This window comes from Rothia sp. HMSC064F07, from assembly GCF_001837265.1.
Lineage (GTDB): Bacteria > Actinomycetota > Actinomycetes > Actinomycetales > Micrococcaceae > Rothia > Rothia mucilaginosa.
Window position 1 is genome coordinate 629,822 of the sequence record NZ_KV831926.1, and the last position, 25,890, is coordinate 655,711.

Sequence of the window (25,890 nt, forward strand, 5' to 3'; positions counted from 1 at the left end):
AAAGGCAGCCACCCGGGTGTAAGTCTTATCGACCGGGATTAGTGGTCAGCACCAACCATAACGTTGGACGCCTTGATGACTGCGTAAGCGGTCTCGCCAACCTTCAGGCCCAGCTCCTTGATGGACTCGTTGGTGATGGACGCAGAGATAATAACCTCGGGAGCGATCTCAATCTTAACGATGCCGTTGGTTGCACCCTCGGTGATCTCAACAACCTTGCCAGCGAACTGGTTACGTGCAGAAAGCTTCATGAAGCCGTGCCTTTCACTCAATAAACGTACAAATGCTCTAGATACTTTACACACCTTATCTTCTGCATAATGAGCAAAAACCCGAATTTTCGCAAATATTACGCACAAACCATGCAAATTTTATTTTCGGCTTCACCCACGCCCCGCACCCGCCCCAAAAGACCGGCAAAAACCAGCCCCACACATGCGGTTCACACCCGCCAAATGGTATAGTCAGCACGAACGCGAGAATCCTCGCACCCTCCACCGTCGCACCCCTTGCCTCGCTGACGCGCGCCCACACGCCGCAACCACACACCGTAGGGGAGCGGCGCATCCGCACAGATCGAAGAAGGAACCATGAGCGAAAACCTCAACGAAATCGAAGCACCCGCCTGCCCCGAATGCAACGAAAACTACACCTACGAAATGGGCGAACTCTGGGCATGCCCCATGTGCGGCCACGAATGGGAACGCACCGCAGCAGGCGAAACCGAAGAAGCAGCAGGCTCCAAGGTTCTCGACTCCGTCGGTAACGAGCTCGTCGACGGCGACTCCGTCACCATCGTCAAGGGCCTGAAGGTCAAGGGCGGCGCAGACATCAAGGCAGGCACCAAGGTGCGCGGCATCCGCCTGCTCGAATCCCCCGTCAATGGCCACGACATTGAGGCGAAGGTCCCCGGCGCAGGCCAGATGTACCTGAAGTCCTCCGTGGTGAAGAAGGCATAAGCCAAGAAGACGTAAAACGCCTCCTGTGAGGCGCAGAAAAGGCGGCACCTCCCGCACTAGCTCACGCTAGGGGAGGTGCCGCCTTTGTACATGAGGGACTCCGTGAGCCCTCAATAGGTCGGATTGTTACTTCCTGCCGGTAAGGCCCAGGTAGACGGAAATAGTCAGCATTGCTGCGAAAATTGAAATAATCCAGCGGATCCAGTCAATGCCGCTGGTGTCCGCTACACCCAGCTGGGTCGCTGCCCAGGTGCCGATAGCCGCGCCGACAGCACCGCAGATAATGGTCCAAAGAATCGAAATGTTCTGACGGCCTCGCATGAAGAAACGTGCGATCGCGCCAATAATTGCGCCGGTAATAATGGTGCCAATAATAGTGCCCATTGTTCTCTCCAAAGGTTGTACACCTGCCGCTGTGACAGGTGGTGTATTAGTTCCAGTGTAGGCAATGCTGGTTACGGAAAGCTTAATAACGGGTATGTTAAGGTAAACGGCACCTCAATGTTTTACGTGTAAAACACTGAGGTGCCGTTCCTAATGAACGAAGCGACTACTTCGACTTGCGCCAAATCTTCAGAGCGCTACAAATCATCGGCAACTGCAGGGGCAGGCGACCGTACGCAATAGCCTTACGCTGAGTGGACTGGTTACGCGCATCCAGAGCCATCTGAATGTTCGCGGGGAACACCGCAACAAACAGCAGAGCCGCCAGCAGACCACCGGCGCGGCGGGTCTTATCATTAGCCAGCAGGGCAGCGGTGCCCAGCTCAGCTACACCCGAACCGTGAGTGTACGCGTGGGGAGGACCCGGCAGGTACTTCGGCACAATCGAGTCGAAGGGATCCGGGATGATGAAGTGCAGCGCACCCATCACAGCGAGGGCACGAGCCATGCGAGTAGCCGAGCGCTCAGCGCTGTACTCTTTCTTCTTAAAAATACTCATGCTCCCATTATGCGCCCGTCAGAGGCTTATTCTCTGCCTCAACGATGCGCTGAACCGCTGCGTGTTTGACTGTCTAAAATGCGGACTAGGCACGTCAAACAGAAAACATTGTTCAAAAGCAGGTAAGATAGGGAGCAACGGCACCACGTGCGGATGACGCCCCGCCTGCCCTCACCTTTAGGTGAGTCGCCAGACGGAGTAAAACACCGGGTGCCTACCGGAACAATCAAAGGAGTTATACCGTGAAGAAGATTCTGTGCATCGCTATCCTGGCAGGCGCCGCATACTTCGGTTACAAGAAGTTCGTTGCCTAAATAGCTAGCCCTCGGGCACTCTACATATCCTTAAGCAACGGAAAACCCGCCGTCTCACATATGCACCATATGCGAGACGGCGGGTTTCTCGTATGCCCAACCTCCTGGGCATCAAACACGTAGCCTATAAGGTGAACCGGCTACTCGCTCGGCGGAACCTCACCGGTCATCACAACCTTGTTCTGCGAAGAGCTCCAGCTGAACTCAGCAGTTGTGCGGCCGCTCGCGCTGGCGGAGCTCTCATCGCCCTTTACGTAGCGGTAGGTCACGCTAATCGAGCTGTCCGAGGTGCGAGTAATCACCGGGGAGAACGAGTACGGCTCATAGGTTGCGGTACCAATGAACTTGCCGCGGTGGAACAGCAGAATATGGTGTGCCATCGAGGAAATGCAGCAATCAGACGGGGAAGAACCCGGAATCGCGTCAATCCACGACAGCTCAGCACAGGGGTCGTAACCCTCGTACGTGCGCGAAACGTTCGTCCACTGATCCCACTTGCTCTTATTCTTCAACTCGCGCAGAGCCTTAGACACCACGGTCGATGCAGAATCAGACGCGCAGGTGGAATCCTTCTTCGACTCAGACTTAGAGGTCTTCGACTCGGAGGCGGTCGGCTCAGCATGAACCGTAATCGTCACCACCGACGGCACCGGAGCAGGCGACGAAGCACTCGGGGTAGCGCTTGCGGATGCGCTCGGGGTAGCGCTAGGGCTCGCCGACGGGGTCGGGAACAGTGCCTGAGTGGAGGTCGCGCTCGCGGAGGCAGAAGCGCTGCCAGAAGAAGACACCACGGTACCCGAAACGGCAGAATCAGTGCTTGCCGAGCAGGAAGTGACAACGAGAGCTAGAGCGGCGCCCAATGCAGGTAGAGCCAAAGCGGTACGGCCGGTGAAACGGCGGCGATTAGAAGACATGGATACTCCTGAAGATGCGCGGCAGCGCGCATCGGTGCTGGTCAAGAAGTGAATAGTGAACTCGTCCAGTATAGGGAAAAAGAGGCGGGCACGTGGTGCGCGCGGTCAGTGCCGTTTGTTACCAGCGTCGTTCGTTACCGTGACATGGGCGAATAGCTGCCCTGCGGCAAACCCCCGGCCCAAACACCCAGCACCAAAAACCGGCTAGCAGACCTTATCATTCGTCAGATAATGCACCAGCCAGGCGCGCCTCGCGGTCGCAATACGCGCCGTAATCCGTGGAAAAACCCACAGACTAATCGCGCCCTGAGCCCACAAAATCAACGAAAACAGTAGCGGCCGGAACGCAACATCGCGCGGATCCACTCCGGGGTTGAGAAGGCGCGCGAGCGCATCCGACAGGAAAATCGACGGGAACATCAGCGACATCAGCACCGTACCCAGCACCCAGCCCGGCCCGAAACAGAGCAGAACCCAGCGGGCACTCATGCGCAGGTTCTTGCGGTGCGCCCAGCGGAACTGCCAGCCGCGCAGACGGTACGGATACATCACGCCCAGAATCGAGCCGAGGGACACCACAATAGCCGGCACCACAAAGAACGATAGGGACATCATGAGCGTGGGGGTCAGGTTCTTGTCCTGACTGTGCAGAATCAGCGCCAGCAGGGTGCCAGAAACACCCGTGATCAGACCGATTGCAATAGCCTTCGTGCGCACGAACAGGTGCAGGGCGTGCGGGTCGCTACTGCGCAACGCACGTAGCGCATGCTCCTCATCGTGGCCCATCAGGTTCGTTGAGGTGACGTCCGCAACCATCCAGCCAACCATCACCAGCGCGAAACCGGCCGGGCCCTTAAACTCGCTAAACAGCCACGAACGCCAGGCTTCCGGTAGCAGATACCAGCAGATTGCCGCCAACAGGGCGTTACACATGAGCGTCTGCGTTTCCACCGGGAGGGGGTGCGTGAACATGCGGCGCAGCTCAGCGCGCACACTCGGACGGTACGTATTCTGCGGATCAACGAGGGCACGACCCTCCACCCGCTGACGGCGCAGGTCCTGACGGAGTGCCCTGAAATTCGTCACGGGATGCGCCAGCGGCGCAAGGCGGGAAGATATGTGCCTCAAAATGCTCACCTGCCCATTGTAGAGGTGCCGCTGAGGCGAAGCGGCACAGCAGAAAATCAGCTATGCGGAAACTCCACCCGCTAGAGCCTGTGTCCCCTTGCACACCCGCCGCATCCAAGGGACAATGAAAGCATGGCTGAAGTAACTCTACAGAACGAACTCGTAATCCACACCAACGGCGACCTGCCCGCAGTCGGCGCAAAGCTGCCCGAATTCTCGGTTCTCGCGGCTGATCTCTCCGAGATTTCCTCCGCAGATTTCGCAGGTAAGAACCTGGTGCTGAACATCTTCCCCTCCGTCGACACCGGTGTCTGCGCAAACAGCGTCCGCACCTTCAACAAGCAGGCTGCAGGCCTGGAGAACACCGTCGTGCTGTGCGTCTCCAACGACCTGCCCTTCGCAATCGGCCGCTTCTGCGCAGCCGAGGGCATTGAGAACGTTGTGACCTCCTCCGCTTTCCGCTCCTCCTTCGGTGAGGACTTCGGCGTGAAGCTCGTGGACGGCCCCCTGGCTGGTCTGCTGGCACGCTCCGTGGTCGTCGTGAACCCCGACGGTGAGGTTGTCTACACCGAGCTGGTTCCCGAAACCACCAACGAGCCCAACTACGAAGCAGCCCTGGCAGCTATCAAGTAAGCCCTAATAGCTATCAACTAGTAGCTATCAAGTAAGCTTAGTACGGGAGCCGGACGCAAGCCCGGCACCCGCATAGTACTTCCGTCAGGGACACCTGGCGGTACACAGCACAGCAGATACTGAACGTCTACAGTGCATGATCTGGGGTTCACCCACACATGCGGCTGGCGACAGCATAACGCCCCGCCCACCCGGTATTTCGGGTGGGCGGGGCGCTTTACTATCTTCAGACTTAGTGCGCGATTCAGATTTAGTGTGCAGAGGCTCCGGGATTGCCGGGAGCGTCGGCTTCGGCGGGCTCCTCATCCGCGACCAGCATATGCTCCGGCAGGGTGCCGCGGCGCTTAGCCACCACAAAACGCGACACCAGCAGCAGAATGTACACCACCATCGAAATCAGTAGCATTGACTGCGGCGCCACCAGCAAACCAACCGCCGCAGACACACCTGCAATAGCCGCAGTGGTATGGTCTTTTGAACTCTGATAAGCATCGATGGCGAGCACCGCAAAGAGTGCCGTCATCACAAAATCCACGCCCTTGAGCTCGCTCAAGAAGCTTGCACCCAGCACGTAGCCGAGCGTAGCGCTCGCTAGGACGCTCAGGTGCAGACCCGCATGAATCCACAGGATGCGGGAACCACGGAGCTTATGGCGGTCCGGTCCGGTGTTCAGCGCGTATGCCTCATCGATGAGCGTGTACACGGTGTAGAACTTCGCCAAACCACCACGCACCCGCTCAATCGGGTACGACAGGCCGTACATGAGGTGGCGCGAATTAATGAGCAGAGTCATCACCGCAATAGAGAACAGCGACGCATGATTCGAGATCATGTCGATCAGCACGAACTCTACCGAGCCCGCAAAAACAACGGCAGGTAGCAGAGGCGCCACCCAGAACGGCAGGCCGTAACTGTGCACCAGCACGCCCAGACCAATGCCAACAAAGAACAGGCCCAGCATAATCACGCCGGCAACGCGCATCGCCTCGGCGAAGCCGCTCTCGCGCGGCTGCTGAGAGTCCTGCGCATCGGGGGAGGCGGGGGTCTCCACCACGGGAATCATGCCGGTTAGCGGAAGGGCAGAAGCAATGACCTGTTCCACCTGCTCGGGAGAAGCCTGATGGGGCGCGGGTTGGCTCGCCTGCTGAGGCTCGGGCTGAGAAGAAACGGCGGGGGAAGAAGCAGAATTCTTAGAGATGCTCATCGTGACCCCCCTAGAAAACCCAGTTAGCCAGCACAACGCAGGTGACGGTACCCGCCACCATGCTCAGCACCATATTCTTACGCCACAGGTGCGCACCAACGGTCACCACCAGACCCGCCAGGTACGGTGCCGCCGTTTCAACGGAAGAATAATTAATCTTTGCCACCGCATAGATGGCAAGCAACGCGACCGCGCCGAGCGGAATCCAGTGGCTGAGCGCGTCCAAAAGTTCGGAGCCAGCCAGAGCCTTCTTCAAACCGAAGGGGAGCAAACGAAGCAGGAACGTAATACCTGCGGCCACAAGAATTGCGGCAAGAATATAGCCGGTGGTCACTTCACTGTTCATGAAGATTTTCTCTTTCTGCACATACTCAGCAAAAGACCCCGAAAGAGTGCCCTGAAAAGAGCGGAAGGGCCCTGAAAGAGGCGCGCGGGTGAAGCCGTGAAAGCATCCGCGAAAAAAGGGTAGGGGAGAGCCCAACCGAAGAAGGGGCTGGGGGCTAAGTAGTGCGGTAGGTACGTGAGTTGATGAAAGCCGCGAAACGAAGAGGCGGAGGGTCGTTCCTCCTGCACGAGTTTCCTGTGTGGATAGTTGCGCTCGGCAGTAGTTCTGCGCGGGTAGTTGCGCGCGGCAGTAGTTCTCGTGTGTGACCTCGGGTGATGCCGCTCCCGGTGCGGTGTTACTCCGGGGCGGCACAGCGTTCTGCGTCGCTAGTTTCCTTAGCGGTGTCTTTCATCTGAGTCATGGGGTACCTTCACCTCTGGGAGCCTCCGTGCAGGTTCGCGCGGGAGGCATTTTAGTAATCCTAGAAATAGAAAGAGGGGAGAGCGAAGCTCCACTCATCTATCCTAACCGGTTTCGAACACGTATGTAACGTTCTTATCGCTGTGTGGAAGCGGGAGCATCAGCGGTAGCGGCGGTGCCGGAGCTCTCCGCGGCGCTTTCAGCCTCAGCCGCTACCTCATGCACAGCACGATGCGGCAGAGTACCGCGGCGCCTCGCCACCGGGAAACGCGCCAGTAGCAGCACCACATACGAACCCAACGCCACCACCAAGAACGAGGACGGCGCAAAAATCAGCGCAACCGCCGCCGAAGCCGCAACAAAGAGCGCCGTCACACGATCCGGGTTGGCGCGGTAGCCGTCCATCGCAAGAACCGTGAAGATAGCCACCATCACGAAGTCCACGCCCTTCAGACTGCTGAGGAAACTCGCGCCCAGCACATACCCGAGGACTACGCTTAGAACCCACGACACGTAAATCAGCACGTTCACCCACAGAATGCGCGCCCCCGAACGCTCATGACGGTCGGGACCGGAGTTAACCGCGAACGCTTCGTCGCAAAGAGTGTGAATCGCCAGAGCCTTAGCCCAGAAACCCTTCACATTGTGCAATGGGTAGGAAAGACCGTACACCAGGTGGCGCGCATTCACCAGGAACACCGTCAACGCAATCGACGCTAGGGGTGCGCCACCACTGACCATGCCCACCATGAGGAACTCCACCGAACCGGCAAAAACTAGGGCAGATAGCAGTGGCGCAGTCCAGATCGGCAGGCCGTGCGCGTTGAGGATAATACCCAAACCCAAACCCAGCACAGCGATACCGAGCATCACCACGGAAGAATCCGCAACAGCCAAGCGGAAATCATTCTGCGTGCTCGTACGCCCAGTGCCGGGACGCCCAGTGCCGGGGGTCTGTGCCATAAAAGAGTTCCTTGTGCCTGTTGTGCTCTTCAAAAAATCTACTGTGTGCGTGAGGGACTTCGAAGCTCCGCCGCGGTTTTCCAGTGTATAGGAGCAAGCGGTTGACCGACGAGAAAAAGAGTCCGGGAATAAAATAATGAGAAACACGCTTATAGTGAATGGCACTAAACAAAGAACCACCCGAAAGGGCAACCCGAAAGGAACCTCAATGGCTGAACAGAACAACGCTGAGCAGAACAACACCGTGCAGACTGCTGAAGAGCAGAAGAAGGTGTACTCGCGCCAGCAGGAACGCCGCGAACTCGACAACTACCGCCAGACCAAGATCGAGCGCATCGACCGCCTGCGCTACCGTGCCTACGGTGCCAACGGCGCAACCCTCGACTTCGGTGTGGGCGAGGGCCTGCTGACCCCCGTCGAGCTGCTGCTCGCCGCGATTGCCGGCTGCTCCTCCGTGGACGTGGACGCGGGCACCTCCCGCCGCTCCACCCCCGAGGTGTTCGAGGTGCTCGCCTCGGCGCTGAAGCAGACCGAAGACGGCGCGGTGCGCCTCGACGACGTTGAGGTGGACTTTGATGTGCGTTTCCCCGCCGATGAGCAGGGCGCCAAGGCACAGAAGATGGTGGACCGTCTGATTCAGCTCAGCGAGCAGAAGGACTGCACCGTTTCTCGTACCGTGGAGCACCCCACGAACGTTTCGTTCCACAACCTGGCTGACTAAAGCCGCGTGAGCTAAAAGCCTGGCGAAGTAGATAAGCCAGAGGAAGCCAGTAAACAGGATTTGAACCCTCCCGTACCGCTTATACATGAGCGGTGCGGGAGGATTTTTCTGTGTTTTTGTGGTTTTGAGTGGAAAAGAGCCTTAAAAGCGAGTAGGATTGACCCTCAGATTAGGAAAACTTACGGTACGTAAGAATTCCTTATGATTGAAGAATTTCTTGACCCAGGCACAAACCTTCGGCGGCACCACCCGCAGCAGGACTAGACTGGACACCAGACTAGACCGCTAGCAAACGCACGAAGCAATAGCCTCAGAAAGAAGACCTGACATGGCACAGCCTACAGAGACTTCCGGCGCTGCATCGGAAGCCACCCCCGCAGAGGGTGAACTGAAGCGAGGCCTCTCCGCCCGCCACATGCAGATGATCGCAATCGGCGGCGCAATCGGCACCGGCCTCTTCGTCGCCTCCGGTAAGACCATCTCCACCGCAGGCCCCGGCGGCGCAATCCTCGCCTACGCCCTCATCGGCATCATGGTGCTCTTCCTCATGCAGTCCCTCGGCGAGATGGCTGCGCACCTGCCCGTCCCCGGCGCATTCCAGACCTACGCGGCACGCTACGTGTCCCCGTCCTTCGGCTTCGCCATGGGTTGGAACTACTGGTTCAACTGGGCGATTACCGTCGCCGCCGAACTCGTCGCTGTCGGCGAGGTGATGAGGTACTGGTTCCCGGACATCCCATCCTGGGTGTGGGCGGCAGGATTCCTCGTGTTGCTGACCGGCATCAACGCCCTCTCGGCACGCTCCTACGGTGAAAGCGAATTCTGGCTCGCCACCATCAAGGTCGTTACCGTGGTCGTCTTCCTCATCGCGGGTATCGCCATGATCTTCGGCATCCTGGGCGGTAGCTCCCCGGGCGTCTCCAACTGGACCGTCGGTGAGGCACCCTTCGTCGGCGGCGCACCCGCCGTACTCGCCATCTTCATGGTGGCAGGCTTCTCCTTCCAGGGCACCGAAATGATCGGTGTGGCTGCCGGTGAATCTGAGAACCCCCGCCGCGACGTGCCCCGCGCACTGACCAGCGTGTTCTGGCGCATCATGCTCTTCTACATCGGTGCGATGGTCGTCATCGGCTTCCTGATTCCTTACTCCGACCCGAACCTGCTCACCGCAGCAGACGGCAACATCAACATCTCCCCGTTCACCCTCATCTTCGAGCGTGCGGGCATCGCCTTCGCGGCAGCCATCATGAACGCCGTGATCCTCTCCGCAGTGCTCTCCGCAGGTAACTCGGGCCTGTACGTTTCGGCTCGTATGCTCTTCGCGCTCGCCCAGGAGGGTAAGGCACCGAAGATGTTCACCCACATCAACTCCGGCGGCGTGCCCATGAACGCACTGCTGGCAACCGCAGCTATCGGCGCGGTCGGCTTCATCGCCGCACTGCTCTCGCCGGATGGCGCGTACCTGTGGCTGGTGAACGTGTCCGGTCTGGCTGGCTTCATCACCTGGGTGGGTATTGCCGTAGCGCACTACCGTTTCCGCCGCGCATACCTGAAGCAGGGCAACAGCCTGAAGGACCTGCCCTACGTGGCGCCGTTCTTCCCCGCGGGCCCAATTATCGCCTTCCTCATGTGCCTGGTCGTTATTGGTGGCCAGAACTACGAGGCGTTCCTGAGCGGTGACTGGGCTGGTGTGCTCAGCTCCTACATTGGTCTGCCCGTGATTATTGCGGTCTGGCTGGTGCACCGCGTGGTCACTCGTGACCGCCTGATTCCGCTGGAGCAGATTGACGTGAGCGGCATCGAGGTTAAGGCTTCGAAGTAACACGAACACTTGCGCCAGCTGATTGAATGAGCTGATACGTGAAGAGCCGCCGGTTCCCCTGACTGAGGGGAGCCGGCGGCTCTTTGCTATCCGCAGTTTATTCCGCACGGGAGAGTTAGGTTGTATGCCCTGCAGCTCTTAGGAGTGGCGGCGCGAGCGCAGAACGCTCAAACCCAGACCCGCACAAATCGCGACAACGCCAATGCCAACAATCACACCAACGCTGGATGTGCCGGTGTTCGCCAGAGTAGCCTTCTTGGGGCTGCTCTCCTTAGCGAGGCTGTCCTGTGCCAGGGAATCCTTTGCCGAGCGGGTGGCGGTCACCGGAGCCTCCTGAGAGGGCTTGCTCTGAGCAGGCTTATTCTTGGGATGCGCCACGGTTGCGTCCTCCAGCTTGTCAGCGTTGGGGGTCTTATCGGCAACCGGTGCTTCCGGCAGTGCAGGAACGGTCGGTGCGTCGGTGGGGTTCACGCCAACGGTGGCTTCCGGCAGAGCGGGAACCGTCGGTGCGTCAGTGGGATTCACGCCAACGGTGGCTTCCGGCAGTGCGGGGACGGTGGGTGCGTCGGTCGGGTTTACACCGATGGTTGCTTCCGGCAGGGGTGCCACGGTCGGTGCGTCAGTGGGGTTCACGCCCACGGTTGCCTCGGGCAGGGGTGCCACGGTCGGTGCATCAGTGGGGTTTACACCCACGGTTGCTTCGGGCAGGGGGGCTACGGTGGGCGCATCGGTCGGGTTTACACCCACGGTTGCCTCGGGCAGGGGTGCCACGGTCGGCGCATCGGTCGGGTTCACGCCGATGGTTGCCTCAGGCAGGGGTGCCACGGTCGGTGCGTCGGTCGGGTTCACGCCAACGGTGGCTTCCGGCAGGGGCGCCACGGTGGGCGCGTCCGTCGGGTTCACGCCGATGGTTGCCTCGGGCAGGGGAGCCACCGTCGGAGCATAGGTCGGAACCGCAGAAACCACGGGCTCCTGCGCGAAAAGCTCAAGAGGCTTCTGAGCATCAAACGAGCCGTACTCAGCACCCTGAACGCCAGCCGCCATAGTGCCCGCAATGTACTTGTGAGAGGTATTCAGCGTCGCCGCAACATTCGCCGGGACCTTCACCTCCGTCTCAAAAGCACCGTTGTGAATCTGCGAAGCAGGTACGGTCACCTCAGCCGCGAAACGCATACCCTGCTGGGGAAAACGACCGGGAACCCACACATTCGTATCAGACACCACCACGCGCACACCGTGCGGGGTCGCCTCACCCGTGTAGCCGGTACCGCGCACCTTCAACACGGTCTCACCCTTGGTGTTCAGACGCGGCGAATCCACGTGCAGAACCGGTGCGGCGCTATCCTTCACAACGTCCATGCGCAGAATCTGACCGCCCCCGTAACCATCAACGATGATATTAGCGACAAAGCTGTAGTTCTTCGCCGGGTCAATCAGGCTACCGGGAACGTAATGGGTCGCAGTCGCCGTGCCATCCTTGAACGGGCCCTCAACGCGCACCGTCTGAATCGGGTTCAGAAACGGGAAACCCCTATGGTTTGCCTCGTGCAATGCCGGGGCGAAAGCGGTAGTTTTCGCGGGTAGTTTCGACGCCTTGAACGTAATCTTGTTCAGACGCAGGGCGGTCTTCAGCTCACGAGTATTGGTCTCAACCTTGTAGTTGTAGACCGTAATAACCGGTGGGTTATCCGGATTCGGGGTATTCGCTGCCGCAACAGAAGGCAGAGCGCACAGGCTCAACGACGCGGCAAGAAGAACAGAAGCACCGGCGCTACCGTAGCGGCGGGCATGAGAAGAGTTAGCCATCATGAAGTTCCTTCTACATGAGTGATTGAGCGAATCGCACTCTTCCTGTATCGCGCCAAGCCGAGTGCGTATACGGTACCGCGACATCGCGGTTAACTACACCGTAACACGCACCTAAACGCATGAACCGGACATAAGATAACTCGCCGAAATATTACGTAAAACCAACGCCTACAGGGCGCACAATAGGGCGGATGAATAAGACAAACACGCACAGCGCCGGCTGGAGGACACGGAAATGCTAGGGTAGAAAGATGCCCACGCAGAAGAACCCGCAGAACCGAGTAGAAGCAGTCCAGCCCGCCCCACCCGCCGAACCCAACGCTACTGAGCACAGCGCTACTGAGCACAGCGCCATCGACAGCACGCACCGCGTCGTGAACGTGTGCGCTGTAGCAATCCGCAACCGGGACGGGCTCGTACTCACCGTGCGCAAGCAGGGCAGTGACGGGTTCATGATGCCCGGCGGCAAACCCGAACCGGGGGAGACCCCGCTACAAACCGCCTGCCGCGAAGTGAACGAAGAAATCGGGCTCACCCCCGACCCCGCTCGGATGCACCACCGCGGACTCCTGGAAGCGGCGGCACTGAACGAGGCAGGCTTTACGGTACGCGCCGAAACCTACGAATACGCACCCACCGACGAGCAGCACGAGCTATTGGCTTCTCTGGTGCCGCAGGCAGAAATCGCTGAGCTGCGCTGGGTCAACCCCGACATGGGTAGCCCCTCCGATTCTGTTGCACAGGCACCGCTGAATACCGAGCAGATTTTCCCGCTACTGGCACGCACCCCGCTACCGTAACCACCGCCCCTGACGCCACTCCTGAACCGGCTGGCGGCACACATGAGGTACACAGGTGCATCCGGTACCCTCAACACAGCAACATTTATCGCGGGTAGAACGCATAGAGGCGCTCCACCCCGGAAACCCCCATACACCCCAAGGAGAACCATGAAGAAGACTGACTACAACCTCGCCGTCTACTGCGGGGCACGCTCCGGCAACGACCCGCTCTTCACCACCCGCGCCCAGGAGCTCGGCACCCTCTGCGCCCAGAACAATATTGGCGTGGTCTACGGCGGCGGCCGCACCGGCCTCATGGGCACCGTCGCGGGCGCAACCCTGGACGCCGGCGGAGTGGTCTACGGCGTGGTCACCCACAAGCTGGTCGGCCTGGAGGGCGTGTACCCCGGCCAGACCACCCTCGACATTGTGGACACCATGCACCAGCGCAAAATCGCCATGATTGAGAAGGCTGACGCGTTCGTCGCCATGCCCGGCGGCCCCGGCACCCTCGAAGAGTTCTTTGAAGTTTTCAGCTGGCAGTTCCTCGATATTCACTCCAAGCCGGTCGCGCTGCTGAACGTCAATGGCTACTGGGATAAGCTCATCGACGCGATGCACTACATGGCGTCCACCGGTCTGCTCAACGAACGTTACCTGGACGAGCTCATCATCGTCACCACCCCCGAAGAGCTGCTGGAGGCGCTTGCCAAGGACCTGGAGCGCCGCGCCGCTGAATAAAGCCAACACTGCATAAAACCAACGCAGAAAGCTAGATTGACTATGACCACCGCCCCTACGCAGGCACGCACCCTGCTGCTGACCTTCTTCGGTCCGTTCCCCGGCGTGCCGGTGAACCCTACCGTAGCGCTCGCCGAAGGTGCTCAGCGTCTGCTGGCCCGGATGCGCCCGGACCTGAATGTCATCACTCGGGAGCTGCCCGTCAGCTACGACGGATCCAGCACCGCTCTGCGCACCGCACTGCAGGATGTGCAGCCCGATGCGCTCATCAGCCTGGGCGTGGCGGTTGGCCGCGACGTGGTCAGCCTCGAACAGGTCGCTATCAACCTGGACTCCGCCGGTATTGAAGATAACGACGGCGACCAGCGCTGCGATGAGCCGATCGCCCCGGGCGGTCAGGAGGCGTATTTCTCCTCCCTGCCGGTGCGCGCCAGCTTTGAGCGCCTGCGTGCGGCGGGGGAGCCTGTCGAGATTTCGTACACCGCCGGAACCTACGTGTGCAACCACGTGTTCTACGAGGGTCAGCGCATCAGCCGTGAACTGGGTCTGAGCATCCCCGCCGGATTCGTGCACGTGCCCGCAACCTGCGCCGACGGCGAAAAGACCACCGAAGACACCGGCATGACCGCCCACCGGGACGCCGGTGGTGTGGTGCGTGACGAGCAGGGCATCCCGCAGCTGCCCGAATCCACCGTGGTGCGCATTATTGCGGAGGTCGCCTCCGACACCCTGCCCGCAGTGAACTAGCAACACTGGGCGTAGCTAGAACCCATATAACAAAACCGCCGGATAGCCTCCCTAGCTGGGAGCCTATCCGGCGGTTTGTGCATCCTATACCCGCAGGCCATAAAACCCTCGGGGCTATGTTTGAGCTACTACTTGGTGCGGTTCTTCAAGTAGTAGTCAATCAGCGAAGCAGTCGAAGAATCCTGACGAGCCAGAACCTCGCGGTCACCCTCAATAGCGGGAACCAGGTCCAGTGCCAGCTTCTTACCGAGCTCAACACCCCACTGGTCGAAGGAGTCAATACCCCAAACAACACCCTGAACGAAGGTGATGTGCTCGTACAGGGCAATCAGGGAGCCCAGAACGCGCGGGGTCAGGCGCGGCGCCATGATGGAGGTGGAGGGGCGGTTACCGCTGAAGATACGTGCGTTGACCACGTGCTCTGCGGTGCCCTCTGCGCGAACCTCTTCCTCGGTCTTGCCGAAGGCGAGAGCCTGAGACTGTGCGAAGAAGTTAGCCAGGAACAGCTCGTGAACGTCCTGCTCGCCGTCCTTGGTCGGGTGTACCGGGTTAGCGAATGCCAGGAAGTCCGCGGGAATCAGGCGGGTACCCTGGTGGATCAGCTGGTAGAAAGCGTGCTGGCCGTTGGTACCGGGCTCGCCCCAGAACACTTCACCGGTTGCGTAGTTGACGAAGGAGCCGTCCGCGCGAACGGACTTGCCGTTGGACTCCATGGTCAGCTGCTGCAGGTATGCGGGGAAGCGGTGCAGGTACTGGTCGTAGGGCAGAACCGCGTGGGTCTCAGCACCCAGGAAGTTCACGTTCCAAATGTTCAGCAGACCCATCAGAACGGGTACGTTCTGAGCCAGGGGAGCGGTGCGGAAGTGCTCATCCATTGCGTGGAAGCCTGCGAGGAAGTCAGCGAAAACCTTCGGGCCGAAAACGATAGCCAGGGAGGTACCGATCGCGGAGTCTACAGAGTAGCGGCCGCCAACCCAGTCCCAGAAGCCGAAAGCGTTCTCGGGGTCGATGCCGAATGCTGCGACCTTATCCAGTGCGGTGGAGACAGCCACGAAGTGCTTAGCCACAGCCTCGGATGCTTCCTTACCTTCCAGAGCGCCAGCCTCAGCCAGTGCGGACAGCAGCCACTCGCGTGCCACGCGTGCGTTGGTGAGGGTTTCGAGGGTGCCGAAAGTCTTGGAAGCGACGATGAATAGAGTAGTCTCGGGGTCCAGGCCGGAGACCTTCTCAGCCACGTCGGTCGGGTCAATGTTGGAGATGAAGCGTGCGGTGATGCCTGCATCAGCGTAGGGCTTGAGAGCCTCGTACACCATGACCGGGCCCAGGTCGGAGCCACCGATACCGATGTTCACAACGGTCTCGATGCGCTTGCCGGTGATACCGGTCCACTCGCCGTTGCGCACGCGCTCAGCGAATGCGTAGATCTTCTTCAGCACGGCGTGAACGTCTGCGTCTACGTCCTGGCCGTCAACGGTCAGTGCGGGGGTGTAACCCTCGGGGCGGCGCAGCGCGGTGTGCAGTACTGCGCGGTCCTCGGTGACGTTAATGTGCTCGCCGGAGAACATCGCCTCGCGAGCCTGCTCCAGCTTGACCTCTTCAGCGAGCTTGACCAGCAGCTCGACGGTCTCGGGGGTAATCAGGTTCTTGGACAGGTCGACGTGCAGTTCGTCGGCGGTGAAGCTGAGCTTCTGCGCGCGTTCCGGGTCAGCGGCAAACCATTCGCGCAGGTTCGGAGTGAGGGACTTGTGGTGAGCGGACAGAGCAGACCACGCGGAGGTGGTCGTAGGGTCAATAGAAGTAGTCATGTTTCCATTCTCTTATTTTCGGGTGTCTATGTCACCTCTTTCGAGAGTGATATGGGACGATACGGCGAAAAAATCGAAACCTGGCACGCTGTTGTGGGCCTTGCAACATCAAGATGTAGAGTAAAACCTATGACTTCTTCACCTGAACACACGCCCGCTGACACTCACACACCGCGCTACCTGCTCATCTCCCGTGAAGGGGAAACCCTCCTCAACGATGACGGAACCCTGCACTACCTGACCGGTAAGGATGCTGTCGAGCCGCTGACCGAAGAGGCGGTCCTTGCGCGCAGCGTCATCCGCCCCGCCGCCTACGGTGCCGACACGGAGAAGAACAGCGGGGCACAGGTGCACGTGCTCTACTGCGAGAACGAAACCCTCGCGCAGGTCGCCGCCGACCTCAACAACCCTCGGGTGCGCGCCTCCACCAGTGGTTTCCGCTACTACCCGGTCCACGATGACCCGGAAGGCCGCGCCCACTACGCCACCGCCCTGGCACGCCGCGACTACCTCATCGACATGCGCTACTCCGCCTACAGCGGCGAGGAGGCACCCCTCGGCTCCAAGGGCATCCGCCGCACCGCCTCCGGCGAGATGGTGTTCCCCCGCATTGAGCCCGCTGTGATGGCTCTGGTGACCAGCCGCGACGGCGAGCGCGTGCTGCTGGCGAATAACCGCCAGTGGCACCCCAACCGCTTCGCCCTCATCGCCGGTTTCGTTGACCCCGGCGAAAACCTCGAAGAGGCAATCGCCCGCGAAGTTTACGAAGAAACCGGCCTGCACGCCCTGAGCACCGAGTACCGCATGAGTGATGTGTGGCCTTTCCCGCGCTCGCTCATGATCTGCTACCGGGTGCGCGTGGATGAAAACGAAACTATCATTCACCACGATGGTGAGATTCGTGCCGCCCGCTGGTTCACCGCCGCTGAGTTGCGTGAGGCGATTGCTATTTCGGAGGAGCGCGGCAACAGCGACGAGGATGACCCCGCCAAGCTGGAGTTGCCCGGCACGAACGCCGTTGCCCGCCGCATGATTGATGAGTGGCTCGCAGAAAAGCCCTAGTGATACACTGGTAGCTAAGCCCAACGGAGGGGGGTCCGTTTTGGCGTGCCCGGAAACGTTCTCATTGCAGAGCGGGTCCACTGGCATACACTCAAACCGGCAAACACCCCCAGATACCTATCTGAAGGTACTGCCCCGTGACCCCCGCGCCTTCTAGAGCGCACCCGCTGGCAAGACTATCCCCTAGATTTAAGCGAGAAACTTAACGCATGTCTGAAAACACCGCTTCGCGCCCCGACCTTCGCAATGTGGCCATCGTGGCACACGTTGACCACGGCAAGACCACCATCGTCGACGCGATGCTGCAGCAGACCCACGCCTTCTCTGCCCACGCAGATGTTGAAGACCGAGTCATGGACTCCGGCGACCTCGAAAAGGAAAAGGGCATCACCATTCTGGCGAAGAACACCACCGTGTTCTACAACGGCCCTTCCGCCAACGGTGAGACCATCACCATTAACGTTATTGACACCCCCGGCCACGCCGACTTCGGTGGCGAGGTGGAGCGCGGCCTGTCCATGGTTGACGGCGTTGTGCTGCTCGTGGACGCATCCGAAGGTCCGCTGCCCCAGACCCGCTTCGTGCTGCGTAAGGCACTGGCTGCTAAGCTGCCCGTGATCCTCGTGGTGAACAAGGTTGACCGCCCCGACTCCCGTATCGACGAGGTCGTTGGCGAGTCCATGGACCTGCTGCTCGGCCTGGCATCCGACCTGGCGGACGAGGTTCCGGACCTGGACCTGGACGCTGTGCTGAACGTTCCGGTGGTGTACGCATCCGGTAAGGCTGGCGCTGCATCCCTGAACCAGCCCGCAGACGGCCAGCTGCCCGACAACGACGACCTTGAGCCGCTGTTCAAGACCATCATCGAGCACGTGCCCGCCCCCACCTACGACCCCAACGAGGTTCTGCAGGCACACGTGACCAACCTGGACTCCTCCCCGTTCCTGGGTCGTCTGGCACTGGTCCGTATCTTCAACGGCACCCTGAAGAAGGGCCAGACCGTTGCATGGGCACGTCACGACGGTGAAATCAAGAACGTCCGCATCTCCGAGCTGCTGGCTACCAAGGCTCTCGAGCGTGTACCCGCAGAGTCCGCTGGCCCCGGCGAAATCGTCGCAGTGGCTGGTATCGAGGACATCACCATTGGTGAAACCCTCACCGACGCTGAGAACCCCAAGCCCCTGCCGCTGATCAAGGTGGACGATCCCGCGATCTCCATGACCATCGGTATTAACACCTCCCCGCTGGCTGGTCGCGTCAAGGGCGCAAAGGTCACCGCACGTCAGGTGAAGGACCGCCTGGACCGCGAGCTCATTGGTAACGTGTCCATCAAGGTTCTGCCCACCCAGCGTCCGGATGCGTGGGAAGTTCAGGGTCGTGGCGAGCTCGCCCTGGCTATCCTCGTCGAGCAGATGCGCCGCGAAGGCTTCGAGCTGACCGTGGGTAAGCCCCAGGTGGTTACCAAGACCATCAACGGCAAGGTCTACGAGCCCATGGAGCACATGATCATTGACGTGCCCGAGGAGTACCTGGGCGCTGTCACCCAGCTGATGGCTGCACGTAAGGGCCGCATGGAGAACATGGCGAACCACGGTACCGGTTGGGTCCGTATGGAGTTCGCTGTTCCCGCACGTGGTCTGATTGGTTTCCGTACCCAGTTCCTGACTGAGACCCGCGGTGCCGGTATTTCTTCCTCCTACTCGATTGAGCACGAGCCGTGGGCTGGCGAGATTGAGTACCGCACCAACGGTTCGTTGATTGCTGACCGTGCCGGTGTGGTGACCCCCTACGCGATGATTAACCTGCAGGAGCGTGGCACCTTCTTCGTGGAGCCCACCTCTGAGGTGTACGAGGGCATGATCGTTGGTATGAACTCCCGTGCAGACGACATGGAAGTTAACATCACCAAGGAAAAGAAGCTGACCAACATGCGTTCTTCGACCGCGGACAACTTCGAAAACCTGACCCCGCCGAAGAAGCTGACCCTGGAGGAGTCCCTCGAGTTCGCTCGCGAGGACGAGTGCGTTGAGGTGACCCCCGAGGCGATTCGTATCCGTAAGGTCATCCTGGACTCCAACGAGCGTGTCCGCGAGTTCCGCCGCCGCGCCCGTGCCAACGACTAATACTGCGCGAACTAATAGCGCGTTAGCGACTCACCTGCTGTAGCGGGTGCTGTCGTTGCGTAAGAACCGCCGCTGCCTTCTGAAGAGGAGGTAGCGGCGGTTCTGTTTAACCCTCAGGCACGTTCGGGAAGTACCGAAGGGGTAGGGCGGAGAGAAGAACAAGGAGAGCGGAACGCTTTTGCTTTCTGCCTAAAACTGCTTCCGAAAAGCCTGAACACCCCGCGCTGTACATGCGAGTGTGTAAGATAAAATAATGCGCCTGCACGGTGGCGGCACCCGTCCGTTACTCAACGTCTGCTGATCAACGATGCAAATTGCTGGCGCGCTTTGACCGTCCAAGAAACCCAACCCTGCGTATGAGAGGGAAAGCCTGTGTCTGAAACCGAGAACACTCAGCCTGATTCTGCGACCCCCAGCTACCCCACGCAGGGTGAGCGCATCACTCCCGGTTCCCGCCGTGACCTGCTTCCGAATAATTACGATGCGAAGAATGCGCGCATCCTGTTCGTGCACGCGCACCCGGATGATGAGACCTCCTCAACCGGCGCAACTATGGCGTACTACGCGCAGAAGGGCGCGGAGGTGTACCTGCTGACCGCTACCCGCGGTGAGCTGGGCGAGGTCATCCCCGAGGAACTGCACCACCTGGAGGTCGGTAAGCCCGGCTGCCGTGATAACGGTGAGGCGCTGGGTGAGTACCGCACCGGTGAGCTTGCCGGCGCTATCAAAGCGCTGGGCGTGAAGAAGCAGTTCTTCCTGGGGCAGGAACCCGCCGTTGCGGAGGGCACGTTGCCGCTGTACCGTGACTCCGGCATGGCGTGGGGTCCGGAGGGTAAGCCCGTCGCCAACCCGGTGGCGGCGGCTGATTCGTTGACCGCGCAGCCTCTGGAACCGCAGGCTCAGGCTCTGGTTGCCGCTATCCGCGCCCTCGACCCGGATGTTCTTGTCACCTACGATTCGGACGGCGGTTACGGCCACCCCGACCACGTGCGCGTGTACGAGATTGTGCACCGCGCCCTGCAGATTCTTGAAGATGACGAGGACCGCCCGATTCTCACCTGGGGTATTGAGGGCGAGTTCGATACGGCTGATCAGCGCGTGCAGGCGGCAATCTACGGTGACGGCACCGCCAAGCGCAAGGCGATGGAGGCGCACCGCACCCAGATCACGGTGGTGGACGAGAAGACTTTTGAGTATTCGAATAAGGTGCCGCAGAAGATTTCTGCCGTGGAGACTTTCCGTGTGCTCGACGGTGACCCGACGGCGACCGTGCACCCGAAGCCGCAGGAGGCTGGTCTGGTGGCGGGCGTTCTGACCGGCTCGATTCTGGGCATTTTTGCCGGTATTGCCGGCTCGATTTACCATGCCTGGGTCGTGTACGTGGGCGATACCGCCCTACCGCTGGGTCTGCTGGTGGCGTACCTGACGGTGTTCTTTACCGCCCTGTGGTGTGCCCTGTCGCTGCGTCGCGGCTACGCAGCGGCGGTTGTGGCTGTTGCCGTGTTCGTGACCGTGTACGTGCTCGGTTATGGTCGCCCCGATTCGCCGTTCGTGCTGGTGAACCCGAGCCATTCGGCGATTGGCTTCTACGGCGCCCTGTGGTGGTTCGGCGCCCCGGTCGCGGCGATGCTGGGCATGCTCGTGTACACGCGCGCTCGTGTGAAGGACGCACAGTATTTCTCGCCGCGTGCGGCTCATCAGCGCGCTCGCGCTAAGAAGTAGCCTGATGGTTATCGCTAAGTCATAACGTGGGGGAGGGGCGTTCCTGTCTGCCGGGGCGCCCCTCCTGCTGTTTTGGGCGCGGCACAGTTGCTGTCTTCTGCACCCGCCGGACAGAGGTCCGGATAGCGGAAAATAGGGAAGAAAATTTATGCGTTATTCGGTGAATTTAGCGGGGTGGAAATAGTCGCGACCTCATCAAAAAATTCATGTGACGAAGATTTCATTTTTGGCTTAATCTATTTTTGAAAGCCAGCCGACTAGTCGTAATGCAAATAAATACCAGGTCAGCCTAGCCTAAAAAATACCCCCACAAACCCAATGACCCGCTGTCTGATACACCACGAAAATACTGTTAAACACTCGGCGCGCGATAGACTATACACAGACTTCCCCGCCGGGTACCACCTACTCGGCGGTTTACTCTGTAGATTTTGCCCTGCAGCAGACGACCCGCAGAACGGCGGGCACGGGGCGAACAGCTTCTAGAAAGGCACACCAATGACCTACGTAATCGCGCTTCCCTGCGTGGATGTCAAAGACCGCGCATGCGTTGAAGAATGCCCCGTCGACTGCATCTACGAAGGCGAACGCACCCTGTACATCCACCCGGATGAGTGCGTGGACTGCGGCGCCTGCGAGCCCGTCTGCCCCGTAGAAGCAATCTACTACGAAGACGACGTCCCCGAAGAGTGGAGCGAATACGTCAGCGCCAACGCAGACTTCTTCGACGACCTGGGTTCCCCCGGCGGCGCAGCAAAGCTCGGCCCCACCGGCAAGGACGTGCCCTTCATCGCGGCGCTGCCCCCTCGTGGCGAGTAATCCCTGCGGCGAATAATAGCGACAACCGCATAGACTGACCGCACCCGCTAATGGGTGCCAAGAGCCTCCATAACAGCACCCGGTGCCCACGCACCGTCTAGGCGCTGGAATGGAGGCTCTTGCTGTAGGCACGCCAGCGCACGGACGCTAGACTAAAATGACGAAAACTATTCCCAAGCAACCAGGTGACACAATGACTTACGGCCTGAACCTGCCCGAATACCCCTGGGAGGCGCTCGCCCCCTACCGCGCAACCGCGGCCGCCCACCCGGACGGTTCGGTGGACCTGTCCATCGGCACCCCGGTCGACCCGACCCCGCAGAACATTCGTGAGGCGCTGGCTGCTGCCTCCGATGCACCCGGCTACCCGACCACCCACGGCACCCCTGCCCTGCGTGAGGCTATTGCCGAGTGGTTTGCGCGCCGCCGCGGTGTGACCGGTCTGAGCCCGGAGGCAATCATGCCCACGGTCGGTTCGAAGGAACTCGTGGCGTGGCTGCCGTTCTTGCTGGGTCTGGGCCCGGGCGATGTGGTCGTGTACCCGCGCGTTGCGTACCCCACCTACGATATGGGTGCCCGCTTTGCCCGCGCCGAGTCTGTGCCCGCCGATAGCCTGGACGAGCTGGACGCTGACACGCGTAGCCGTGTGAAGCTGATTTGGGTGAACTCCCCGGCGAACCCGAACGGTGTGGTGCGTACCGTGGAGCAGTTGCGTGAGATTGTGGCGCAGGCGCGTGAAATCGGTGCCGTGGTGGCATCTGATGAATGCTACGCGGAGCTCGGTTGGGGTGCCTGGGATGAGGCGCGCGGCGGTCAGCCGGTGCCGTCCATCCTGGATCCGCGCGTGTGCGATGGTGATTTTACCGGCCTGTTTGCCGTGTACTCGCTGTCGAAGCAGTCGAACCTTGCCGGTTACCGTGCCGCGTTCATTGCCGGCGCCCCCGAGCTGATGCCGAACCTGATTAATAGCCGCAAGCACGCCGGCATGATTGTGCCCGCCCCCGTGCAGGCTGCCATGATGGTGGCGCTGGCTGATGAGGCACACGTGGCGGCGCAGAAGGACCTGTACCGTGCCCGCCGTGAGGTGCTGGAGGAGGCGATTACCGCCGCCGGTGGCCGCATCGAGAATTCTGAGGCTGGCCTGTACCTGTGGACCACTTTCGGTGAGTCCACTTGGGATTCGATTGGTCGCCTGGCGGAGCTGGGTATTATTGCTGGCCCCGGCGTGTTCTACGGCGAGGACGGCGAAGGCTACGTGCGTATCGCTCTGACCGCTTCTGATGAGGCGGTGGCGAAGGCTGCTGAGCGTCTGAAGGCATCTGCCGCTAAGTAGCCCCGACGGGTCTAACTAGCCCGCATAGCAGAAAGCCCCCGCACCCTCCCGAAAGGGGAGTGCGGGGGCTTTGCCGTATCCGCTGATTGTCGTTGGCTGAGGAGCCCGAACGAGAAGGGTTACTTGCGGTCGCCGGGCAGAACGAACATCTGAACGGTCGGCGGGTTCGGGTTATCCAGAGCGTCCGGAATCAGGTTTCGGGTCACCTTTGCGGAGGTGCGCGACGCCAGCCTGTCCGTAATGCCGGTTGCTACAGCCGTCAGCACGAAGTTCACCGTCACGAAGAGTGCCGCCGCCAGAATCAGGGTCTGCAGCACGTTGCCGTCACCGGAACCGATGCGGCGCGCCGAAGCGAGCAGCTCGGGGTAGGAGATGATGTAACCGAGGGCGGTGTCCTTCAGAATCACAACGAACTGGCTGAGCATCGAGGGCATCATCGCGGTGAACGCCTGCGGAAGCAGGATCCGAATCAGCGTCTGGGTCGGGGTCAGACCAATCGCAAGACCCGCCTCGCCCTGACCGCGAGGAAGTTGCTTCACGCCCGAACGCAGTAGCTCAGCAATCACCGAGCCGTTGTACAGGGTCAGACCAACCACCACGGCGATGAAGGGCAGCTGAGCCGGCGGAAGGCCGCTGTACTTGCCCAAGAACAGCCAGAAGAAGATCATCATGATCAGCACCGGCACGGCGCGGAAGAACTCCACCACCACGGTGCCGAACCAGCGGATAACGCGGTGCTGGGAGAGTCGAGCAATACCGAAGACCACACCGAACGCAACCGAGGTAACCACCGAAACCGCTGCCGCCGACAGGGTCGAGGCGAGGCCCGGCAGGTAGTAGGAGCTCCAGGCGCGGGCGGTGAACAGGTCAGTCCACTTTTCTGCCTCCAGCTGCCCCTTCTGACCCATCACGGTCAGCACATACACCGCAAATAGTGCAAAAAGGACTACAGCAACAATGTTGAAGATGCGGATACGACGCTGCGCGATAGGACCCGGCTCGTCGAAAAGCACCGAAGAAGCGGCGCGGGTGTCATTACTGATAAAAGGGTTTTTCATCGCTTCACCGCCAGCTTACGGGATGACCAGGTGGTCAACGCACCAATGGGAACAACAATGATGACAAAGCCCATCGCAAACATGATGAAGATAGCGAGCACCATGTTCGCGTCGAACTCAATCATGGATTTCATCAGCCCGGAGGCCTCCGCCACTGACGCGACCGAGGCGACAGTGCTGTTCTTCGTCAACGCGATCAGAGTATTGCCGAGCGGGGTAATGGCACCGCGTAGAGCCTGAGGGAAAATCACCAGGCGGGCGGTGTCGAAGAAACCCAGACCGATAGCGCGTGCCGCCTCAGCCTGACCCTTCGGCACGGTGTTCACACCCGAACGGATTGCCTCGCAGATAAACGCCGAATGGTAAATCGACAGGGCAATGACCGCGTACACGAAGAAGTTCGTGTCGAAATCGTGCGAGAAGGAGAGCTGGAACTGCGTCCACACACCCAAAATGGCGAAAGTCATCATGATGGTGAGCGGAGTATTACGGACAGTATGCACATAGGCGGTGCCCACCCAGCGCAGGGACGGGACGGGACTGATGCGCATGAGCGCCAGCACAGTACCGAGAACGAACGAGCCAAGAGCCGCCCAGAAGGTCAGCTGAATATTGGTCATGAAGGCGCCAACCACATCGTACTTGGACAGGAGGGTGCCGAGTTGGTCAAAGAATGACATTCGTGAACCTCTCTAGAGGCCTAGGCGCAGGAGGTGCCCAGGTGCGGCGGGTTGGTTTCGGTGTTGTAGTGGTAGCCGGTGCCTTCGGTGTACTTGGTGATGAGCTTCTCCCAGGTACCGTCGGCAACCATCTCGTTGATGGCGTTGTTCACGGCTTCGCACTTGTCGGTGCCCTTGGGCAGACCCACGCCGTAGCGTTCGGTCGTGAAGGGGGAGCCGACCACTTTCAGCTTGCCCTTGTTCGCTTTGGTGGCTGCCAGACCGGCGAGGGTAATGTCGTCGGTGGTGACGGCGTCCACCACGCCGCCGTTGAGGGCGACCACGCAGTCGGAGTAGCTGTTCTGCTTGACCAGGTTCACGTTCTTGGCGAACTTGTCCTGCACCTTCTGGGCGCTGGTGGAGCCGGTGACGGAGCAGAGGTTCTTGCCGTTGAGGTCGTCCGGTCCCTTGATATCGGTGTTGTCGGCACGCACGAGCAGGTCCTGACCAGCCGTGTAGTAGGGGCCGGCGAAGTCCACGGTCTTCTTGCGGCTTTCAGAGATGGAGTAGGTCGCAAAAATCATGTCTACCTGACCGGTGTTGAGCATGTTTTCGCGGTTAGCGGCGGGGGATTCGACGAACTCAATCTGCTCTTCGGAGTAGCCGAGCTTGCCGGCGACGTAGCGTGCCACCTCCACGTCGAAACCGGTGTAGGTGTTGCCGTCCTGGTAACCGAGGCCGGGCTGGTCTACTTTGATGCCGATGCGGATCTTGTGGTCGCTGTCTGCGCTGGAGCATCCGGCGAGGACGCCGGTCAGAGCGAGGGATACTGCTGCGGCGAGTGCCGCGAGCCTACGTGAATATTTTTGCATGTCGGTCCCTCT

At 60.3% G+C, this 25,890-nt stretch carries 25 protein-coding genes; 12 read left to right on the plus strand and 13 right to left on the minus strand.

The features are described from left to right. Positions 1-38 precede the first annotated feature (38 nt). On the minus strand, positions 39-251 hold the full coding sequence (locus tag HMPREF2712_RS05090; protein WP_044150246.1) for a TOBE domain-containing protein: 213 nt from the start codon (positions 249-251) through the stop codon (positions 39-41). 339 nt (positions 252-590) lie between these two features. Here HMPREF2712_RS05090 and HMPREF2712_RS05095 point away from each other — a divergent pair, with 339 nt between their 5' ends. After that, positions 591-959, plus strand: a complete 369-nt coding sequence (locus tag HMPREF2712_RS05095; protein ID WP_060824477.1) for a zinc ribbon domain-containing protein YjdM — start codon at positions 591-593, stop codon at positions 957-959. A 126-nt stretch (positions 960-1,085) separates the two neighbouring features. On the opposite strand, the gene HMPREF2712_RS05100 is transcribed toward HMPREF2712_RS05095, so the two are convergent. The 4 genes from HMPREF2712_RS05100 to HMPREF2712_RS05115 all read right to left on the minus strand — a co-directional run bounded on the left by HMPREF2712_RS05100 (position 1,086) and on the right by HMPREF2712_RS05115 (position 4,216). Beyond that, positions 1,086-1,343, minus strand: coding sequence for a GlsB/YeaQ/YmgE family stress response membrane protein (locus tag HMPREF2712_RS05100; protein ID WP_005505157.1), 258 nt, complete (start codon positions 1,341-1,343; stop codon positions 1,086-1,088). 166 nt (positions 1,344-1,509) lie between these two features. Then, on the minus strand, positions 1,510-1,902 hold the full coding sequence (locus tag HMPREF2712_RS05105; protein WP_012903126.1) for a DoxX family protein: 393 nt from the start codon (positions 1,900-1,902) through the stop codon (positions 1,510-1,512). 454 nt (positions 1,903-2,356) lie between these two features. After that, positions 2,357-3,130 carry an LppP/LprE family lipoprotein gene (locus HMPREF2712_RS05110; RefSeq protein WP_070819428.1) on the minus strand — a complete coding sequence of 258 codons (774 nt, stop codon included), beginning with the start codon at positions 3,128-3,130 and terminating at the stop codon, positions 2,357-2,359. Positions 3,131-3,334: 204 nt separating this feature from the next. Further along, the gene (locus tag HMPREF2712_RS05115; protein WP_141762571.1) at positions 3,335-4,216 is read right to left on the minus strand and encodes a hypothetical protein; all 882 of its coding nucleotides are present in this window, start codon (positions 4,214-4,216) and stop codon (positions 3,335-3,337) included. Positions 4,217-4,390: 174 nt separating this feature from the next. Here HMPREF2712_RS05115 and tpx point away from each other — a divergent pair, with 174 nt between their 5' ends. Beyond that, positions 4,391-4,891: a thiol peroxidase gene (gene tpx / locus HMPREF2712_RS05120; protein ID WP_049327611.1), complete on the plus strand. Its 501-nt coding sequence runs from the start codon at positions 4,391-4,393 to the stop codon at positions 4,889-4,891. A gap of 250 nt (positions 4,892-5,141) precedes the next feature. Here tpx and HMPREF2712_RS05125 read toward each other — a convergent pair whose 3' ends face one another. The 3 genes from HMPREF2712_RS05125 to HMPREF2712_RS05135 all read right to left on the minus strand — a co-directional run bounded on the left by HMPREF2712_RS05125 (position 5,142) and on the right by HMPREF2712_RS05135 (position 7,803). Then, a complete protein-coding gene (locus tag HMPREF2712_RS05125; protein ID WP_070819430.1) occupies positions 5,142-6,095 on the minus strand; it encodes an AzlC family ABC transporter permease in 954 nt (317 codons plus the stop codon). Between the two features lie 10 nt (positions 6,096-6,105). Beyond that, positions 6,106-6,441 (minus strand): branched-chain amino acid transporter permease, encoded by a 336-nt coding sequence (locus HMPREF2712_RS05130; RefSeq protein WP_005505182.1) that lies wholly within the window; start codon positions 6,439-6,441, stop codon positions 6,106-6,108. A gap of 534 nt (positions 6,442-6,975) precedes the next feature. Next, positions 6,976-7,803, minus strand: a complete 828-nt coding sequence (locus HMPREF2712_RS05135) for an AzlC family ABC transporter permease (RefSeq protein WP_070819431.1) — start codon at positions 7,801-7,803, stop codon at positions 6,976-6,978. Between the two features lie 208 nt (positions 7,804-8,011). On the opposite strand from HMPREF2712_RS05135, the gene HMPREF2712_RS05140 reads away from it, so the two are divergent. Continuing rightward, the gene (locus tag HMPREF2712_RS05140) at positions 8,012-8,524 is read left to right on the plus strand and encodes an OsmC family protein (protein WP_210399530.1); all 513 of its coding nucleotides are present in this window, start codon (positions 8,012-8,014) and stop codon (positions 8,522-8,524) included. A gap of 328 nt (positions 8,525-8,852) precedes the next feature. Next, positions 8,853-10,346, plus strand: coding sequence for an amino acid permease (locus HMPREF2712_RS05145; protein WP_049354198.1), 1,494 nt, complete (start codon positions 8,853-8,855; stop codon positions 10,344-10,346). A 138-nt stretch (positions 10,347-10,484) separates the two neighbouring features. Here HMPREF2712_RS05145 and HMPREF2712_RS05150 read toward each other — a convergent pair whose 3' ends face one another. Next, positions 10,485-12,155, minus strand: coding sequence for a hypothetical protein (locus HMPREF2712_RS05150; protein WP_070819432.1), 1,671 nt, complete (start codon positions 12,153-12,155; stop codon positions 10,485-10,487). 251 nt (positions 12,156-12,406) lie between these two features. Here HMPREF2712_RS05150 and HMPREF2712_RS05155 point away from each other — a divergent pair, with 251 nt between their 5' ends. The 3 genes from HMPREF2712_RS05155 to HMPREF2712_RS05165 all read left to right on the plus strand — a co-directional run bounded on the left by HMPREF2712_RS05155 (position 12,407) and on the right by HMPREF2712_RS05165 (position 14,425). After that, positions 12,407-12,955 carry an NUDIX hydrolase gene (locus HMPREF2712_RS05155; RefSeq protein WP_210401009.1) on the plus strand — a complete coding sequence of 183 codons (549 nt, stop codon included), beginning with the start codon at positions 12,407-12,409 and terminating at the stop codon, positions 12,953-12,955. 150 nt (positions 12,956-13,105) lie between these two features. Further along, positions 13,106-13,678, plus strand: coding sequence for an LOG family protein (locus HMPREF2712_RS05160; protein WP_070819433.1), 573 nt, complete (start codon positions 13,106-13,108; stop codon positions 13,676-13,678). Between the two features lie 42 nt (positions 13,679-13,720). Beyond that, on the plus strand, positions 13,721-14,425 hold the full coding sequence (locus HMPREF2712_RS05165; protein ID WP_070819434.1) for a pyroglutamyl-peptidase I: 705 nt from the start codon (positions 13,721-13,723) through the stop codon (positions 14,423-14,425). Positions 14,426-14,553: 128 nt separating this feature from the next. Here HMPREF2712_RS05165 and pgi read toward each other — a convergent pair whose 3' ends face one another. Then, the gene (gene pgi / locus HMPREF2712_RS05170) at positions 14,554-16,230 is read right to left on the minus strand and encodes a glucose-6-phosphate isomerase (protein WP_070819435.1); all 1,677 of its coding nucleotides are present in this window, start codon (positions 16,228-16,230) and stop codon (positions 14,554-14,556) included. Between the two features lie 129 nt (positions 16,231-16,359). Between pgi and HMPREF2712_RS05175 the strand changes: the two genes are divergently transcribed. The 5 genes from HMPREF2712_RS05175 to dapC all read left to right on the plus strand — a co-directional run bounded on the left by HMPREF2712_RS05175 (position 16,360) and on the right by dapC (position 23,289). Next, positions 16,360-17,292, plus strand: coding sequence for an NAD(+) diphosphatase (locus tag HMPREF2712_RS05175; RefSeq protein ID WP_070819436.1), 933 nt, complete (start codon positions 16,360-16,362; stop codon positions 17,290-17,292). A gap of 209 nt (positions 17,293-17,501) precedes the next feature. Next, positions 17,502-19,415: a translational GTPase TypA gene (typA, locus tag HMPREF2712_RS05180; RefSeq protein ID WP_070819437.1), complete on the plus strand. Its 1,914-nt coding sequence runs from the start codon at positions 17,502-17,504 to the stop codon at positions 19,413-19,415. Positions 19,416-19,787: 372 nt separating this feature from the next. Continuing rightward, entirely contained in the window at positions 19,788-21,137 is a 1,350-nt protein-coding gene (locus HMPREF2712_RS05185) for a PIG-L family deacetylase (RefSeq protein ID WP_070819438.1), read from the plus strand. A gap of 498 nt (positions 21,138-21,635) precedes the next feature. Next, a complete protein-coding gene (gene fdxA / locus HMPREF2712_RS05190; RefSeq protein WP_005505213.1) occupies positions 21,636-21,956 on the plus strand; it encodes a ferredoxin in 321 nt (106 codons plus the stop codon). A gap of 193 nt (positions 21,957-22,149) precedes the next feature. After that, positions 22,150-23,289 carry a succinyldiaminopimelate transaminase gene (gene dapC / locus HMPREF2712_RS05195; RefSeq protein WP_070819439.1) on the plus strand — a complete coding sequence of 380 codons (1,140 nt, stop codon included), beginning with the start codon at positions 22,150-22,152 and terminating at the stop codon, positions 23,287-23,289. A 119-nt stretch (positions 23,290-23,408) separates the two neighbouring features. Here the strand turns inward: dapC and HMPREF2712_RS05200 are convergent, their stop codons facing one another. The 3 genes from HMPREF2712_RS05200 to HMPREF2712_RS05210 are packed head-to-tail and all read right to left on the minus strand — an operon-like array spanning position 23,409 to position 25,878. Beyond that, positions 23,409-24,347, minus strand: coding sequence for an amino acid ABC transporter permease (locus tag HMPREF2712_RS05200; RefSeq protein WP_070819440.1), 939 nt, complete (start codon positions 24,345-24,347; stop codon positions 23,409-23,411). Then, on the minus strand, positions 24,344-25,027 hold the full coding sequence (locus tag HMPREF2712_RS05205; RefSeq protein WP_049327621.1) for an amino acid ABC transporter permease: 684 nt from the start codon (positions 25,025-25,027) through the stop codon (positions 24,344-24,346). The genes HMPREF2712_RS05200 and HMPREF2712_RS05205 overlap by 4 nt, the downstream gene beginning before the upstream one ends. 20 nt (positions 25,028-25,047) lie before the next feature. After that, on the minus strand, positions 25,048-25,878 hold the full coding sequence (locus HMPREF2712_RS05210; protein ID WP_049354212.1) for a glutamate ABC transporter substrate-binding protein: 831 nt from the start codon (positions 25,876-25,878) through the stop codon (positions 25,048-25,050). Between the last annotated feature and the right edge of the window lie 12 nt (positions 25,879-25,890).

Excerpts from the sequence above, each read along its gene's own strand:
- HMPREF2712_RS05090 (WP_044150246.1), bottom strand. The coding sequence starts at position 251 with ATGAAGCTTTCTGCACGTAACCAGTTCGCTGGCAAGGTTGTTGAGATC.
- HMPREF2712_RS05095 (WP_060824477.1), top strand. The coding sequence starts at position 591 with ATGAGCGAAAACCTCAACGAAATCGAAGCACCCGCCTGCCCCGAATGC.
- HMPREF2712_RS05100 (WP_005505157.1), bottom strand. The coding sequence starts at position 1,343 with ATGGGCACTATTATTGGCACCATTATTACCGGCGCAATTATTGGCGCG.
- HMPREF2712_RS05105 (WP_012903126.1), bottom strand. The coding sequence starts at position 1,902 with ATGAGTATTTTTAAGAAGAAAGAGTACAGCGCTGAGCGCTCGGCTACT.
- HMPREF2712_RS05110 (WP_070819428.1), bottom strand. The coding sequence starts at position 3,130 with ATGTCTTCTAATCGCCGCCGTTTCACCGGCCGTACCGCTTTGGCTCTA.
- tpx (WP_049327611.1), top strand. The coding sequence starts at position 4,391 with ATGGCTGAAGTAACTCTACAGAACGAACTCGTAATCCACACCAACGGC.
- HMPREF2712_RS05125 (WP_070819430.1), bottom strand. The coding sequence starts at position 6,095 with ATGAGCATCTCTAAGAATTCTGCTTCTTCCCCCGCCGTTTCTTCTCAG.
- HMPREF2712_RS05130 (WP_005505182.1), bottom strand. The coding sequence starts at position 6,441 with ATGAACAGTGAAGTGACCACCGGCTATATTCTTGCCGCAATTCTTGTG.
- HMPREF2712_RS05135 (WP_070819431.1), bottom strand. The coding sequence starts at position 7,803 with ATGGCACAGACCCCCGGCACTGGGCGTCCCGGCACTGGGCGTACGAGC.
- HMPREF2712_RS05140 (WP_210399530.1), top strand. The coding sequence starts at position 8,012 with ATGGCTGAACAGAACAACGCTGAGCAGAACAACACCGTGCAGACTGCT.
- HMPREF2712_RS05145 (WP_049354198.1), top strand. The coding sequence starts at position 8,853 with ATGGCACAGCCTACAGAGACTTCCGGCGCTGCATCGGAAGCCACCCCC.
- HMPREF2712_RS05150 (WP_070819432.1), bottom strand. The coding sequence starts at position 12,155 with ATGATGGCTAACTCTTCTCATGCCCGCCGCTACGGTAGCGCCGGTGCT.
- HMPREF2712_RS05155 (WP_210401009.1), top strand. The coding sequence starts at position 12,407 with ATGCCCACGCAGAAGAACCCGCAGAACCGAGTAGAAGCAGTCCAGCCC.
- HMPREF2712_RS05160 (WP_070819433.1), top strand. The coding sequence starts at position 13,106 with ATGAAGAAGACTGACTACAACCTCGCCGTCTACTGCGGGGCACGCTCC.
- HMPREF2712_RS05165 (WP_070819434.1), top strand. The coding sequence starts at position 13,721 with ATGACCACCGCCCCTACGCAGGCACGCACCCTGCTGCTGACCTTCTTC.
- pgi (WP_070819435.1), bottom strand. The coding sequence starts at position 16,230 with ATGACTACTTCTATTGACCCTACGACCACCTCCGCGTGGTCTGCTCTG.
- HMPREF2712_RS05175 (WP_070819436.1), top strand. The coding sequence starts at position 16,360 with ATGACTTCTTCACCTGAACACACGCCCGCTGACACTCACACACCGCGC.
- typA (WP_070819437.1), top strand. The coding sequence starts at position 17,502 with ATGTCTGAAAACACCGCTTCGCGCCCCGACCTTCGCAATGTGGCCATC.
- fdxA (WP_005505213.1), top strand. The coding sequence starts at position 21,636 with ATGACCTACGTAATCGCGCTTCCCTGCGTGGATGTCAAAGACCGCGCA.
- dapC (WP_070819439.1), top strand. The coding sequence starts at position 22,150 with ATGACTTACGGCCTGAACCTGCCCGAATACCCCTGGGAGGCGCTCGCC.
- HMPREF2712_RS05200 (WP_070819440.1), bottom strand. The coding sequence starts at position 24,347 with ATGAAAAACCCTTTTATCAGTAATGACACCCGCGCCGCTTCTTCGGTG.
- HMPREF2712_RS05205 (WP_049327621.1), bottom strand. The coding sequence starts at position 25,027 with ATGTCATTCTTTGACCAACTCGGCACCCTCCTGTCCAAGTACGATGTG.
- HMPREF2712_RS05210 (WP_049354212.1), bottom strand. The coding sequence starts at position 25,878 with ATGCAAAAATATTCACGTAGGCTCGCGGCACTCGCCGCAGCAGTATCC.